The organism is Bradyrhizobium zhengyangense (assembly GCF_022012555.1).
GTDB lineage: Bacteria > Pseudomonadota > Alphaproteobacteria > Rhizobiales > Xanthobacteraceae > Bradyrhizobium > Bradyrhizobium zhengyangense.
Map to the genome: position 1 here is coordinate 509,252 of NZ_JAKLTZ010000003.1, position 14,117 is coordinate 523,368.

Sequence of the window (14,117 nt, forward strand, 5' to 3'; positions counted from 1 at the left end):
CGCAAGCGCCCGCGTGCATTCTCCTCCGATTGTCGCGGCGGCGCTGCCGCGGATGAGCACGCCTCTGCGCGCGATCACCGCGGACGTTTTTCGATCACGTCCTTGAAAACGGGCGCCGCGGAGAATGCATTGGGCCATCCGGCGTAGAAGGCGAGATGACCGAGCACTTCGCCGGCTTCCGCGCGCGTCAATCCGTTGTCCATCGCCCGGTTCAAATGGTAGGTGATCTGGGCGACTTGGCCCGTCGCGATGAGAGCGCTGACGGTGACCAGGCTGCGGTCCCGCGGTGCAAGATCGGGCCTCAGCCAGAGATCCCGGAAAAGTGCGTCGGTCGTGTATTGGACGAGGCTCGGTGTAATCTGGCCGAATTGTTCGCCGACGCGCGTTGCCCGCTCAGTCTCGGCCGCCTCGTCGAGAGGCAGCTGCGGCCCTGATGCCGGCGGAAGCTGATCGGCCCCGATATTGCGGCTCTTGAAGACCTCGCTCAATGCAGAGGTCGCACTCGTCGCGTTGGACCATCCGGTATAGAACGCCAGATGCGTGACGATTTCGGATATCTCGGCAGGCTTCACACCGACGTCGAGGGCAAGGGCGAGATAACGCGACAGTTCGACGGTCTGGTTGCGCGCGATGAGAGCCGCGACCGTGACGATGCTGCGGTTACGAGCAGAGAGACCGGCGCGCTTCCAGAGATCGTCGACCAGAAATTTCTGCCCGTACATCTCCAGCGCGGGTGCGACGGCGCGGACGTCTTCCGATTTCAACATGGGATCAGCTCCTTTGATGGCGGCCTATTCGGCGGCAGTCGCGCCGCCAATCCACAGACCGATGGAAAACAGAGTGGCTGCGCTCGGTTTCATTGCCGGCTTCCTTCGGCTGTGAACGGGTTTGCCAGCAACCACCACGCAACCAGCGCAGCACACAGCACCGTCAGGGCGCTGGCGAGAAACAGGACGTTCAGCCTCGCTCCGGTCGCGATCAAACCAAGCACGGGGCTGGCAAGTCCCTGGGCCAAGTCTAGAAAGGCCGTGTAGGCTCCCATCGCCATGCCGCGGCTCTGCGCTGGAACGCGGCGAACCGCCTCGACCCCGAAGCCCGGGTAGACCAGCGAAAAGCCGAACCCGGTGAGGGCCGCCCCTGCCAACGCCATTTCGGGTCGAACCGCCAGCCAGATCAGGATTTGGCCGACGGCTTCGATCAATGCGCAGGCTAGCGCAACCTTTGCGCCGCCGATCGCATCGGCCAAGTGACTGAAGCAGATCCGGGCCAAAATGAAGGCCGTAGCGTAAGCCGTATAGGCGAGCCACCCGTTGGCCCAGCCGCGGTTGGCGAATAGCAATGCAACGAACGTTGTCACCGCACCGAAGCCGACGCTTCCGAGCGCCGAGCCAAGGCCGGGCACCCAGACGGCACCGACCACTTCGGTGAACGAAGGGCGCGCGTGCTGGATCGGCGCGACCGTGGGAAGCGGTACGACGAGCAGCAGCTTCATCAACGGAGCCGCGGCCGTGGCGATCGCGATCGCTGCGAAGCCGTGGACGGCATAGAGCGCGGCGCCTGTGGGTGCACCGATCGCGAAGGCCGCGAACATCGCCGAACCAACCCAGGCAATGACCTTGCCTGTGCTACGGGCGTCGGCGAGCGCCAATCCCCAACTGACCGCTGCGGTGATGATGAAGCTCTCCGCCGCACCGAGCAGGCCTCGCCCCAGCAGGAGAATAGTTACAGAGGCCAGCGGCAGCTCGCTGAAATACAGCGAGAGCAGATAGAGCAGCCCGGAAGCCGCCGCCGCAACGAGACCAACGACCACGCCTCGCTTCGCTCCGCGGCGGTCCGAAAAGTGACCCGCCCACGGCCGCGAGATCAGCGAGGCTCCAAACTGGCTGCCCGCGACAACGCCCACAGCGAGCGTACCGAGCCCGAGACCGTCGTGCACGTGGAGCGGAAGCACGGGCATCGCGACACCGATGACCAGAAAGGCGACGAACACCACGCCCATGATCGGCAGCAAGTCCCCGGCGACCCGAGGACTCGCGGTCGGCTCTCGTAGAGCGGCTATTGACATGTCGACCTCGAAGTTCCCGCTGGGGGCCGGCGGTGGAGCATTGCGTGCCGGACACGGCGTTGCCGCCCGATGGCTGATCGGAACCTAGGCCTTTCGTCGTCCCGTGATTAGGTGATAAATTCCGAATGCAATCATTAGGGCAGCTAATCAATGCATCGGGACGACGCGAGCGACCTCCTGGCCTTCCTCGCTGTTGCGCGGGAGCGCAACTTCACGCGCGCCGCCTCGAAGCTCGGTATGACGCAATCCGCGCTCAGCCAGATCATCCGGAATCTGGAGGAACGGCTGGGCGTCCGGCTGCTGAACCGAACGACGCGGAGCGTCACACCGACCCAGGCCGGAGAACGGTTGTTCTTGAGCGTCGGACCCAAATTTACCGAGATGGATGCCGATCTTGCCGCGCTCGGCGAATTTCGTGAAAAGCCGGCGGGATTGGTCAGACTGACGGCGACAGAATATGCCGCCGCTGAAATCCTGTTGCCCGCGCTGAAAAAAGTCCTGCCGAAATACCCCGACATCCACGTCGAGATCATCATTGATTACGGTCTTACCAACATCGTGGCGCAGCAGGTGGATGCGGGCATTCGCCCGGGCGAGCTCGTTGCCAAGGATATGATTTCGGTCCGCGTCAGTCCCGATCTGCGGATGGCCGTCGTGGGATCGCCGTCCTACTTTGCCGAGCGCAAGCGCCCAAGAATTCCCCAGGATCTCACGCATCACAACTGCCTCAACCTTCGCCTACCGACCCACGGTGGCAGCCTCTATGCGTGGGAGTTCGAGAAGAATGGGCGAGAGCTCAATGTGCGCGTCGAGGGACAGCTGGTGTTCAACAGCGCGGGCCTCCTCCTGGATGGAGCACTCAAGGGATTGGGACTCGCCTACCTGACGGAGGGACACGTGCAGCCCTACGTTTCGCAAGGACGGCTGGTCAGGGTCCTGTCCGATTGGTGTCCGCCATTCTCCGGCTATCACCTCTATTATCCCAGCAGGCGCCAGCCTTCGCAGGCGTTTTCGCTGCTCGTCGAGGCTCTCAGGCATCGTGGGAAATAGCATCGGCCTCTCGGCGGGCTGAGGCCGTGAAGTCCGAGAAGGCCAGTGAACCGTTTTGCGACACCACGAAGTTTCGGAGCAGGTTCGTCATTCGAACCAGTGGCGGGGCCGCGGACATGCGCCAGCGGGGGGTACGCGGGATTGCAGCAACTCGCGTCGGCCTTTGAACAACGAGTAGAAACGCCAGGGCGAATGGTTCTTGCCATTTAAAGACCGAGTAGTCTATATATGTGCCTATGCGCCGCCAGACCTCAGAGCCGTTGCCCCGTGGCCGTCCCCGGACGTTCGACACGGAGGCTGCCGTCGAACGCGCGATGAATGTGTTCTGGACGCGCGGCTATCACGCCACGGCGCTGCCTGATCTTCTTCGGGCGACCAAGCTCTCGCGCGGCAGCCTTTATGCCGCCTTCGGTGACAAGCACTCGCTCTTTCTGCGTGCACTTGATCGCTACATTGCCGATGCCCTCGCTCGGATGGACGTCGAGTTTGCCCCTCATAGAGAGCCGGTCGACGGCTTGCGGGCGTACTTCGCCGGCTATGTCGAGCGCAACAGCGGCGCCAATGGTCGGCGCGGATGCCTGCTGGTCGCCACGGCCATGGAGCTGGCTGGCCGCGATGCCGAGGTTGACCGTCGCATCGCGAGCTTTTTCAAAGCCATGGAGGCGAGGGTGGCTGATGCACTGTCCCGTGCGAAGGCCGCGGGCAAGTTGGCCGATGGCGTCGAGCCTTCGAGTGCCGCACGAATTATCGTCTGTTTCGTCGAGGGCATGCGGGTGGTCGGGAAAACGGCTCCGACACGGGTCATTTCGCAAGCCACCGTTGACGCTTTGCTCGATCGCTTCATCAGGTAAACACGCCATGGACGCTCCCGCTGGTCGCACGTCAATATCTGGACCGAATGGTCTTGAAAGTAACGGTGCCATGTCGACCATCCAGGTCGTCTGTGCCGTGGCCGTCCCCTTGCTCTGGGGTTATCAGTTCGTGGTCATCAAGGTCGGCGTGACGGAATTTCCGCCGCTCTTCTTCCTCGCACTGCGCTTTATGGTCATCGCGCTGCTGCTCGTTCCTTTCGTCAGGCGGCCGACGCGGCAACAATTCGGTCCCGTCGCTGCCATTTCGCTGTTCCTCGGCGGACTGAATTTCGGGCTCTTCTATGTCGGTCTCGGGCTCGGCTCGGGAAGCCTGTCGGCCGTCGCGTACCAGCTTGCCCCGCCCTTCACCGTCCTGTTGGCCTGGCCGCTGCTGGCGGAGAAGCCGTCGCTCACCACCTCCGGCGGCGTCGTGATCGCGTTCGCCGGCGTGGCCGTGCTCGCTGCGGGGCCGGGCCTGTCGGCCAACGCGCTTCCGCTGCTGCTCGTGGTCGGAGCCGCATTCGCGTTCGCGGTGTCCAACGTCCTGACCAAGCGCTATGGCCCTTTCGATCCGCTGATGCTGATGGGGTGGTCGTCGCTGCTCACGGTGCCGCAGGTGCTGGTGATGTCGTTGCTGCTCGAGCATGGACAGCTCGCAAGCCTCGTCGTCGCGGATGAACGTGGTTGGCTGGCGCTGGCCTACACGATCTTCATCGGAGGGATTGTCGGATTCGGCCTTTGGTTCTGGCTGATCGCCCGATGCTCCATGGGCCGCGTTGCGCCGTTCGGCCTGCTGCTGCCGGTGTTCGCCTTGATATCGAGTGTGTTGTTCCTCGGTGAGCACGTGACGCCAAAGCTGGTCGTCGGCGGGCTGCTCGCGATATCAGGTGTTGCCATGACACAGGTGCGAGCGGCCTCTCGTCCGTAAGAGGGACAGCGGCGAAGGACCTTGTCCACTGAGCCTCTTTGCGAAACGACGACGTTTCGGGGTAGGTTCGTCGGCACTATCAGATATCGTTTGGAGCTCGCCTGTGACCATCGCCCTCAAGGGCATCATTCCCGTGATGCTGACGCCGTTCACCGAAGCGAACACGATCGATTATTCCGGCCTCGAACGGCTGATCGAATGGTATGTCGCCAATGGTGCCGACGCTTTGTTTGCGGTCGCCCAGTCGAGCGAGATGCAGTTCCTGACGCTGGACGCGCGCGTCGCGCTGGCGCGGTTTGTCGCCAAGACCGCGGCCGGCCGGCTTCCGGTCATCGCCTCAGGCCATATCAGCGATTCCAGGGAAGACCAGCTCGCTGAGCTGTCGTCGATCGCGAAGACTGGCGTCGACGGATTGGTGCTGGTGACGAACCGTCTCGCCTCGCGCGATCCGGCGGGAACTGACTTCACCGCCAATCTGACCTGGCTGCTCGACCGGCTGCCCAAGGACATGACGCTCGGCCTCTATGAATGCCCGGCGCCGTTCCGCCGACTGCTTTCCGACGACGAGCTGGCCTTTTGCGCCGACAGCGGCCGCTTTGCCATTCTCAAGGACGTCTCGTGTGATTTGCCGACCGTGCAACGCCGGGTCAAGCTGACCAGCGGCTCGCCGCTGACCATCGTCAATGCCAATGCGGCGATCGCCTTCGATGCGATGAAGTCGGGCGCTCCCGGCTTTACCGGCGTGTTCACGAACTTCCACCCGGATCTCTACAAATGGCTGTTGACGCGGCACCAGAAGCATCCGCAGCTTGCGACCGAGCTTTCGGTGTATCTGGCGCTCGCTGCGATGGCGGAGCCTATGGGCTATCCGAAACTGGCAAAACTCTATCACCAGCGGCTCGGCACCTTTTCCTGGATCGAGAGCCGGGCGGTCGACTTCGACATCCGCGAGCGGTTCTGGGCGCTGGATGCACTGATCGACAAGATCGTCGAGGGACAGGAGTCGTTCCGCGCGAGAATCGCGGCGACGCGCTGAGCAGGGCGCACGAGACCGCCGGAATCTCGATGGAGTCAGGGCGACGGCGCGGCCGATGGTGTTGCCGTGGTCTTCGGCGGAGGAATTGCCGGCCAAGGGGGCTTCTGGCTCGTCGTCGCCGGTGGGCATGTTTCCTCGAGCTGCGTCCAGGCCGAAGGCAGGCCGGTGGTGTCGATGTCGAACTTTGCCGTGTCTGCCGTTTCGTCCGGCTTCTGCGTGGTCTCACGGACATGCAGGGCGCGGGACGCCATGACCGCTCTGAACCTGCCGAAATCGAGCGAGCCGCTCCACACTTCGTACTTGCCTGACCGCAGCGGACGTCCTCCCGCTTCCTCGGTGGGGGCGGCATCCGCCGTCATCATGATGGTGCGCTGGCCGCTCGCCGTCTCGTCGATCTCGGCCGCGAACATCAGCGGCACGCGAGTTTTGCTGTCGCAGTACAGGCGCCATTCCATGGTTCGGAACGACGGGCCGTTGTCGCTTCTGAGCGTCGCGAACTTGCTGATATAGGGCCGGGCTCCCTTCACCAGCCGCCACATCGTCTCGGCCAAGGGCCGCTTGTCGATGTTGAACCTGTCGAGCTCGGTGCGCGTCAGCATGTGCAGGTTTTCAAACTTCACACTATGAATTAGATCGTCAAGCTCGCGGCTGATGCCCATCGCTACGATATAGGCCGCGCGCTCGTGGTCGGCGCTTGCGGTCCGACGCTGCCTGAATTCGGCGAGCAATGCCTCGGGCGGATGGCCGTGAATCGCGAAGACGAGCCGAGAATTATGAACCCCCAGCGCAGCGTCGGGCGCCACTTCGCGCGATGTCGCGCCGAGAAACACGTAGCCGCAGGCCGAGTTGCACATCGCATGATAGGTGGTGAGCTCGGCCTCGATCTCGCCGCCTGCGTTCTTCGCCTTCAGGCAGGCGGCGTCAACCTGCGTGCCTGCGGCACACGCTGTTGCAATCGTCTGGCCGACGCGGGCAACCGCCTTGCGGCTACGAAGGAGCCGCCCGATGACATAGGACTGCTCCACATTGCCGCCGGGCGAATGCAGGTAGATCGGGCGCTGCGTGTCCTTGACGCCGGCGAGGAAGCGGCGAACGCGCGACGCCGCGTTCGCGTCGATCTCGCCCTCGATGGCGATCCAGCGGTCGCAGCCCGGTCCGCATGCGCCAGGTGCGCCCTTCGCAAGATAGATCGTCAGATTGGAGGCAAATCCGGCTTTCTCGGCCGCCGTCTGCTCCGCGCACAATGCAGTGGGAATCGTCAGGGAGGCCAAGAGGAGCAGAACGCGGACAAGCATGGAATGAGGAAGCCGATGTGATGAAGGACGTGAGCCAACGTTACAGGACGATCGGAGCCGCCACAACTTTTAGTGGCACGCTGGCGCGCTGTGATGCGATGTGGCCGCGGCCCTCCCGGTTGAGATGCGCGCAGACTGTTTGCGCGCCTTCATGGAGAAGTCCCACGCAATTCGCATCTCGCCCTTGGACGCTTCAGCGCTGTTGCGCTGTGATGATCTGGCGCAACGAGGCGAGGAGAGCGCGGTCGTGATCGCGCCGTCCTTGCGCGTTCCGCCTTGGCAATAAGAGCAGCGCGTCACGTGCTCGCACGCGAGGTGAATGCAAATGTGGCGATCGCGTGCGACAATGTGGCAGCAATGCGGAGAGAAAACGCGCTTCGCTTTTCCAATCACAGAATCGTGCGTGCGGCGTCGTTACGCGGGTTCCCAACGCAATGCGCAGCTTCAACGCTGGAATCGCTGAACACTCTTGTTTCAAAGGGTTTCCACGCACGCGTTGCTAAACACTCGGTAATGAAACCGGGCCCTTTGGCGTGAACTGTTGCGTCGGAGTTACAGCAATTCCGTCGATCACTGTTATGACGTCGCCACGGCCCGGGGGCCTAACGACGAAACTGGAACGGGATTCAAATGAACAAGAATTTGTTGCTCGCTGCTGTGAGCCTTGTCGCGATCAGCGCGACTGCGCCGGCGCTGGCTGCTGACCTCGCTGCGCGTCCTTACACCAAGGCGCCGGCGATGATCGCCACGGTCTATGACTGGAGCGGCTTCTACATCGGTATCAACGGCGGCGGCGCTTCGGCGCACACGACCTGGGATCAGACCGCTCCGCTGGTGGCCGGTGAAGGTTCCCACAACGCCACGGGCGGCACGGTCGGTGGCCAGGTCGGCTATCGCTGGCAGTCGGCGCAGTGGGTGTTCGGTCTCGAAGGCCAGGGCAACTGGGCTGACTTCTCGGGCGACAATCTCAGCGCTGTGACGGGCTTCACCGATCGCTCGAAGATCGATTCGTTCGGTCTGCTCACCGGTCAGGTCGGCTACGCCTGGAACAACGTCCTGCTCTACGTGAAGGGCGGTGCGGCTGTGGTTGGCACCAAGAACGAGCTGCGCGCCGCCGGCACGACCTTCGCTTCGGTCAGCGACACCCGCTGGGGCGGCACCGTCGGTGCGGGCCTGGAGTTCGGATTCGCTCCGAACTGGTCGGTTGGCGTCGAGTACAACCACATCTTCCTGTCCGGCAAGGATGTCACCTTCGCCGGCTTCCAGACCGACCACATCAAGCAGGACGTCGACATGGGCCTCGTCCGCCTGAACTACAAGTTCGGTGGCCCGGTCATCGCCAAGTACTGAGTACTGAGAATAATCGCTCTGGAACGGGCGATTGTGGAAAGCCCCGGCCTTGCGCCGGGGCTTTTTGTTGCGTGGATTCAGCGAGTTAACCATTTCATTTTGAAGCGCCTGAGTTTGCTTGACTCCATAGAACGAAATGAGAACAATGTTCCTCATACGTTCTGGTGATGGAGCAAGCCATGTTCAGGATTTTCGTGGAAGAAGCCGCTGCACTGACGTCGATCGCACTGTTTGTCGGGATGATCGCGATCTGGGCTCAGGTCATACCGCAGCTGTGATCCCGCAGCTCCAGGCCCCTTGGGGAAAACCGGGATGAGACGGCGAAGCGGCAGCTACAGCGTGGACTCTGGCGCGGCGAGCCCCCACCATTGTGAGGCGAGTCGGCAAGGGTACTCCAATGGCGAGTGGATGATGATCCCGACGCCGGCGACCGCTCCATCTCATCTGCAAGAGGCCGTTACGCGACCATGCCGAGCGCCGGATTTGTCCACCTTCACGTTCACTCGGCCTATTCGCTGCTCAAGGGCTCGATCAAGATCGCCAAGCTCGGCGAGCTCGCGAAGAAGGACCACCAGCCCGCGCTGGCGCTGACCGATACCGACAATCTATTCGGTGCGCTCGAATTCTCCGACAAGATGGCAGGCTACGGCATCCAGCCGATCGTCGGCCTGGAACTCGCGATCGATTTCGGCGACCAGGATCCCAGCGCGCGCAACGCGCTGCCGCCTTCGCGCGTGGTGCTGCTGGCAGCGCAGGAGCGCGGTTATCGCAGCCTGATGCGGCTGAATTCGCGCGCCTTCCTCGAATCCCCTGACAGCCACGCGCCGTTCATCAAGTTCGATTGGTTCGACGGCGAGACCGAAGGCCTGATCGCGCTGACCGGCGGCCCTGATGGCCCGATCTCGTTGGCGCTGGCGAGCGGCCAGGCCGAGGTTGCGGCCGCGCGCTGCGAGCGTCTCGCCGGCCTGTTCGGCGATCGCCTCTATGTCGAGCTGCAGCGCCACAACGTCGACAAGGAACGGCGCATCGAGAGCGGGCTGATCGACATCGCCTACGCCAAAGGCCTGCCGCTGGTCGCGACCAACGAGCCGTATTTCGCGTCGACCGACGATTATGAGGCGCATGACGCGCTGCTCTGCATCGCCGGCGGCCGGCTGATCGCGGAGAGCGAGCGCGAGCAGCTCACGCCCGATCACCGCTTCAAGACCCGCGCCGAGATGGCGGTGCTGTTCGCGGACATTCCGGAAGCGCTGGCATCCACCGTCGAGATCGCCGAGCGCTGCTCGTTCCGCCCGATGACGCGCAAGCCGATCCTGCCGTTCTTCACGGTCGGTGCCGCGGCAAGCACGGACGCGGCCGCGGTCGAGGCGGCGGAGCTGAAGCGGCAGGCGGAGGAGGGGCTCGCCAATCGCCTGCGCGTGCACGGACTGTCGCAGGGCACGAGCGAGGAAGATTACAACGAGCGTCTGGCGTTCGAGCTCGACGTCATCCTGCGCATGAAGTACGCGGGCTACTTCCTGATCGTGTCCGACTTCATCAAATGGGCGAAGTCTCAGGGCATTCCGGTCGGCCCCGGCCGCGGCTCCGGCGCAGGCTCGCTGGTGGCGTGGGCCTTGACCATCACCGACCTCGACCCGATCAAGTTCGGCCTGCTGTTCGAGCGCTTCCTCAATCCCGAGCGCGTCTCGATGCCGGACTTCGACATCGACTTCTGCCAGGATCGCCGCGGCGAGGTGATCAGGTACGTCCAGGAACGCTATGGCCGCGATCAGGTCGCGCAGATCATCACCTTCGGTACGCTGCAGGCCCGCGGCGTGCTGCGCGACGTCGGCCGTGTGCTGCAAATGCCCTACGGCCAGGTCGACAAGCTCACCAAGCTCGTGCCGCAGAATCCGGCGGCGCCTGTCACGCTCGCGGCCGCGATCGAGAGCGAGCCGAAGCTGCAGGCCTTCCGCGATGAAGATCCGATCGTGGCGCGCGCCTTCGACATCGCCCAGCGCCTCGAAGGCCTGACCCGTCACGCCTCGACCCACGCGGCCGGCATCGTGATCGGCGATCGTCCGTTGAGCGAGCTGGTGCCGCTCTACCGCGATCCGAAATCCGACATGCCGGTGACCCAGTTCAACATGAAATGGGTCGAGCCGGCCGGCCTCGTGAAGTTCGACTTCCTCGGCCTGAAGACGCTGACCGTGCTCGACGTCGCCTGCAAGCTGCTCAAGCCGCGCGACATCCATGTCGATCTCGCCACGCTGCCGATCGACGATGCCGAGAGCTACCAGATGCTGGCGCGCGGCGAGGTGGTCGGCGTGTTCCAGGTTGAAAGCCAGGGCATGCGGCGCGCGCTGGTCGACATGCGGCCCGACCGTTTCGAGGACATCATCGCGCTGGTCGCGCTGTATCGCCCGGGCCCGATGGCGAACATCCCGACCTATTGCGCGCGCAAGCACGGCGACGAGGAGCCGGAATATCTGCACCCCGTGCTCGAGCCGATCCTGAAGGAGACCTTCGGCGTCATCATCTACCAGGAACAGGTGATGCAGATCGCGCAGGTGATGTCGGGCTATTCGCTCGGCGACGCCGATCTCCTGCGCCGCGCCATGGGTAAGAAGATCCGCGCCGAGATGGACAAGCAGCGCGACATCTTCGTCGCGGGCGCGGTGAAGAACGGCGTGCCGAAGGGGCAGGCCGAGACCATCTTCGAACTGCTCGCCAAGTTCGCCGACTACGGCTTCAACAAGAGCCACGCGGCGGCCTACGCGCTGGTGTCCTACCACACCGCCTACATGAAGGCGCATTATCCGGTGGAGTTCATCGCAGCGTCGATGACGCTCGATCTGAACAATACGGACAAGCTCTCCGAATTCCGCTCCGAGGCGCAGCGCCTCGGCATCAAGGTCGAGCCGCCGAACATCAACCGCTCCGGCGCGACCTTCGAGGTCGGCGACAAGGTCATCTATTACGCGCTCGCCGCGCTCAAGGGCGTCGGCATCCAGGCCATCGACCAGATCATCGAGGAGCGGACCAAGCGCGGCCTGTTCACCTCGCTCGCCGACTTCGCCGCACGCGTCAATCCGCGCGCGATCAACAAGCGCATCATCGAGAGTCTCGCTGCCGCCGGCGCCTTCGACACGCTGGAGCCGAACCGCGCCCGTGTTTTCGCCGGCGCGGATTCGATTCTGGCCGCTTGCCAGCGCGCGCATCAGGCCGAGACCAGCGGCCAGAACGACATGTTCGGCATGGCGGCAGATGCGCCGACCATCATGCTGCCGCAGATCGAGCCGTGGCTGCCGGCCGAAAAACTCCGCCGCGAATACGACGCCGTCGGCTTCTTCCTGTCGGGCCATCCGCTCGATGATTACGCCACCGTGTTGAAGCGGCTGCGGGTGCAGTCGTGGGCGGAATTCTCGCGCGCGGTGAAGACCGGCGCCACCGCGGGCAAGGTTGCAGCGACGGTGGTATCGCGCATGGAGCGGCGCACCAAGACCGGCAACAAGATGGGCATCATGGGGTTGTCCGATCCCACGGGCCATTTCGAGGCCGTGCTGTTCTCCGAAGGCCTTGCACAATATCGCGATGTGCTGGAGCCGGGCGCGGCCGTGCTGCTGCAGCTCGGTGCGGAATTGCAGGGCGAGGACGTCCGCGCCCGCGTGCTGCATGCCGAGCCGCTCGATGACGCTGCCGCCAAGACACAGAAGGGCCTGCGCATCTTCGTGCGCGATACCAAGCCGCTGGACTCGATCGCCAAGCGCCTGGCCGGCCCCGAAGCCGCAGGCACGAATGCCGCCGCACCAAAAATCGGCAGCCCCGGCATCGCACCGCGCTCCAACGGCGACGGCGAGGTCTCGCTGGTGATGATGCTCGACCTCGAGACCGAGGTCGAGATGAAGCTGCCCGGGCGCTTCAAGGTCTCGCCGCAGATCGCCGGTGCCATCAAGGCGGTGGCCGGCGTGGTGGATGTGCAGCAGATATAGCCGTGCTGCCGCGCAATTGCGCGTGAGCCCGGCGGGCGCGGTAAACGCAAACACGCCGTTGCAACCAGACGATGTTTCCGGCTAGCATGCCTTCGGGGAATAAAGTTCGGGGGCGTGATGTTGTTGCGTGGACTGGTGCTGCTCGTGGCTGCGGCGTTGCTGTGCGGCTGTGAGACGACTGCTCGAAGCGGGCTGGATTATGCGGACACGCTGCGGAAGATCGGGCCACCGAAAGCGGGCCAGGCGCGCATCGTTGTGCTTCGCGAAAAGGGTTATGGCGGTCTTGCCGATGCGGGCTGGGGATTTAAGCTTGATGGCACGCCGCTCTCGGGGCTGAAGACCGGCACCTACGTCTATGCTGATCGTCCGGCAGGTCTGCATTGGTTCGTGGCGGAGGAGGCAGGCTTTCCCGGCGTCACGCACGTCGAGTTTACTGCGCGTTCGGGGGAGACCTTGTTTTTCGTCGCCCGCGTGAGCGAACGCAAGAACGCCGTGATCGCAAATGCCAGTACGGGATTGCTGGGCTATGGTCTCACACTCGCAATGACCTCCGGCTACAAGAACCAGGGGCCCGTCGATTTCCTGGCGCTGGATGAAGCGGCGGCACGAACGACGATCGCCGAGCTGAAGCTGGCCCAGGCCGAGTAGGTGCGGAGCAGGGCGACTCCGGGGTTCGTGACGTCGTCGCAGCAGGGATGTAAGATAGCGCGTCTGCGCTGATCCCGTCGGAACGGTCGAGGAGACCAATCATGTGCGACCAATGCCCTGAAGATCGCTCCAATCATGCAGTGCCTTCACGCCGGTCTGCGATACTGCTCGGAGCCTCTGTGCTGGGCACCGTCTTCGCCGATCGCGCCTTCGCCAAGGAGCACAAGGCGCCGCCCAAGCCGCAGAATGTGCTGGCGCCGGACGCGGCGCTGAAGCGGCTAATGGACGGCAATGCCCGCTACGTCGACGGCGTCACGCGGCGCCACGATTTCAAGCACGAGCGTGAGGCGTTGGCCGGCGGGCAGAATCCGTTCGCGGCAGTGCTGAGCTGCGCCGACTCGCGCATCGCGCCGGAGTACGCGTTTGACACCGGACGCGGCGATCTCTTCGTCTGCCGTGTCGCAGGCAATTTTGCCGGCACCGAGACCATCGCCAGCATGGAATACGCGGTCGCGGTGCTCAATACGCCGCTGATCCTCGTGCTCGGCCATGACGCTTGCGGTGCGGTCGATGCAACGCTGAAGGCGATCAAGGACGACAAGCCGCCGCCGGGACATATCCCCTCGCTGGTCGATGCGATTGCGCCGGCTGCAAAGGCCGCGATGCAACAGGGCGGGGACACGCTCGACAAGGCGATCCGCCAGAACGTGATCGACAATGTCGCGAAGCTGAAGGCGGCGGCGCCGATCCTCAACGCGGCCGTGGAGCAGGGCAAGCTGAAGATCGCCGGCGGCATCTACCGGCTCTCGACGGGAACAGTGGATCTGATCGCGCAAGGCTAAGGCAAAGGCATAGGCGGAAGCTTACGCGGAGCTGACGCGAGCTGGCGGGATCGGCAGATGCCATGGCGCCGCCTCAATCCG

The 14,117-nt window shown here is 63.8% G+C and carries 11 protein-coding genes; 8 read left to right on the top strand and 3 right to left on the bottom strand.

Features of this window, described 5'->3' with window-relative positions:
• Positions 1 to 74 precede the first annotated feature (74 nt).
• Positions 75 to 767, bottom strand: coding sequence for a carboxymuconolactone decarboxylase family protein (locus L6639_RS13060; protein WP_237861965.1), 693 nt, complete (start codon positions 765 to 767; stop codon positions 75 to 77).
• An 89-nt stretch (positions 768 to 856) separates the two neighbouring features.
• Positions 857 to 2,065, bottom strand: a complete 1,209-nt coding sequence (locus L6639_RS13065; protein WP_237861967.1) for an arabinose transporter — start codon at positions 2,063 to 2,065, stop codon at positions 857 to 859.
• 150 nt (positions 2,066 to 2,215) lie between these two features.
• On the opposite strand from L6639_RS13065, the gene L6639_RS13070 reads away from it, so the two are divergent.
• The 4 genes from L6639_RS13070 to L6639_RS13085 all read left to right on the top strand — a co-directional run bounded on the left by L6639_RS13070 (position 2,216) and on the right by L6639_RS13085 (position 5,930).
• Positions 2,216 to 3,115, top strand: a complete 900-nt coding sequence (locus tag L6639_RS13070; protein WP_237861968.1) for a LysR family transcriptional regulator — start codon at positions 2,216 to 2,218, stop codon at positions 3,113 to 3,115.
• Between the two features lie 236 nt (positions 3,116 to 3,351).
• The gene (locus L6639_RS13075) at positions 3,352 to 3,966 is read left to right on the top strand and encodes a TetR/AcrR family transcriptional regulator (protein WP_237861970.1); all 615 of its coding nucleotides are present in this window, start codon (positions 3,352 to 3,354) and stop codon (positions 3,964 to 3,966) included.
• Positions 3,967 to 4,036: 70 nt separating this feature from the next.
• A complete protein-coding gene (locus L6639_RS13080) occupies positions 4,037 to 4,894 on the top strand; it encodes a DMT family transporter (RefSeq protein WP_237861972.1) in 858 nt (285 codons plus the stop codon).
• 103 nt (positions 4,895 to 4,997) lie between these two features.
• Positions 4,998 to 5,930, top strand: coding sequence for a dihydrodipicolinate synthase family protein (locus L6639_RS13085; RefSeq protein WP_237861974.1), 933 nt, complete (start codon positions 4,998 to 5,000; stop codon positions 5,928 to 5,930).
• A gap of 35 nt (positions 5,931 to 5,965) precedes the next feature.
• Here L6639_RS13085 and L6639_RS13090 read toward each other — a convergent pair whose 3' ends face one another.
• Positions 5,966 to 7,225, bottom strand: coding sequence for a COG3904 family protein (locus L6639_RS13090; RefSeq protein WP_237861976.1), 1,260 nt, complete (start codon positions 7,223 to 7,225; stop codon positions 5,966 to 5,968).
• Between the two features lie 630 nt (positions 7,226 to 7,855).
• Between L6639_RS13090 and L6639_RS13095 the strand changes: the two genes are divergently transcribed.
• The 4 genes from L6639_RS13095 to L6639_RS13110 all read left to right on the top strand — a co-directional run bounded on the left by L6639_RS13095 (position 7,856) and on the right by L6639_RS13110 (position 14,036).
• Entirely contained in the window at positions 7,856 to 8,575 is a 720-nt protein-coding gene (locus L6639_RS13095) for an outer membrane protein (RefSeq protein ID WP_237861978.1), read from the top strand.
• A gap of 467 nt (positions 8,576 to 9,042) precedes the next feature.
• On the top strand, positions 9,043 to 12,546 hold the full coding sequence (dnaE, locus tag L6639_RS13100) for a DNA polymerase III subunit alpha (protein ID WP_237861980.1): 3,504 nt from the start codon (positions 9,043 to 9,045) through the stop codon (positions 12,544 to 12,546).
• 135 nt (positions 12,547 to 12,681) lie between these two features.
• Entirely contained in the window at positions 12,682 to 13,194 is a 513-nt protein-coding gene (locus L6639_RS13105) for a DUF2846 domain-containing protein (RefSeq protein WP_237861982.1), read from the top strand.
• Between the two features lie 101 nt (positions 13,195 to 13,295).
• The gene (locus L6639_RS13110; protein WP_237861984.1) at positions 13,296 to 14,036 is read left to right on the top strand and encodes a carbonic anhydrase; all 741 of its coding nucleotides are present in this window, start codon (positions 13,296 to 13,298) and stop codon (positions 14,034 to 14,036) included.
• Positions 14,037 to 14,117 lie beyond the last annotated feature (81 nt).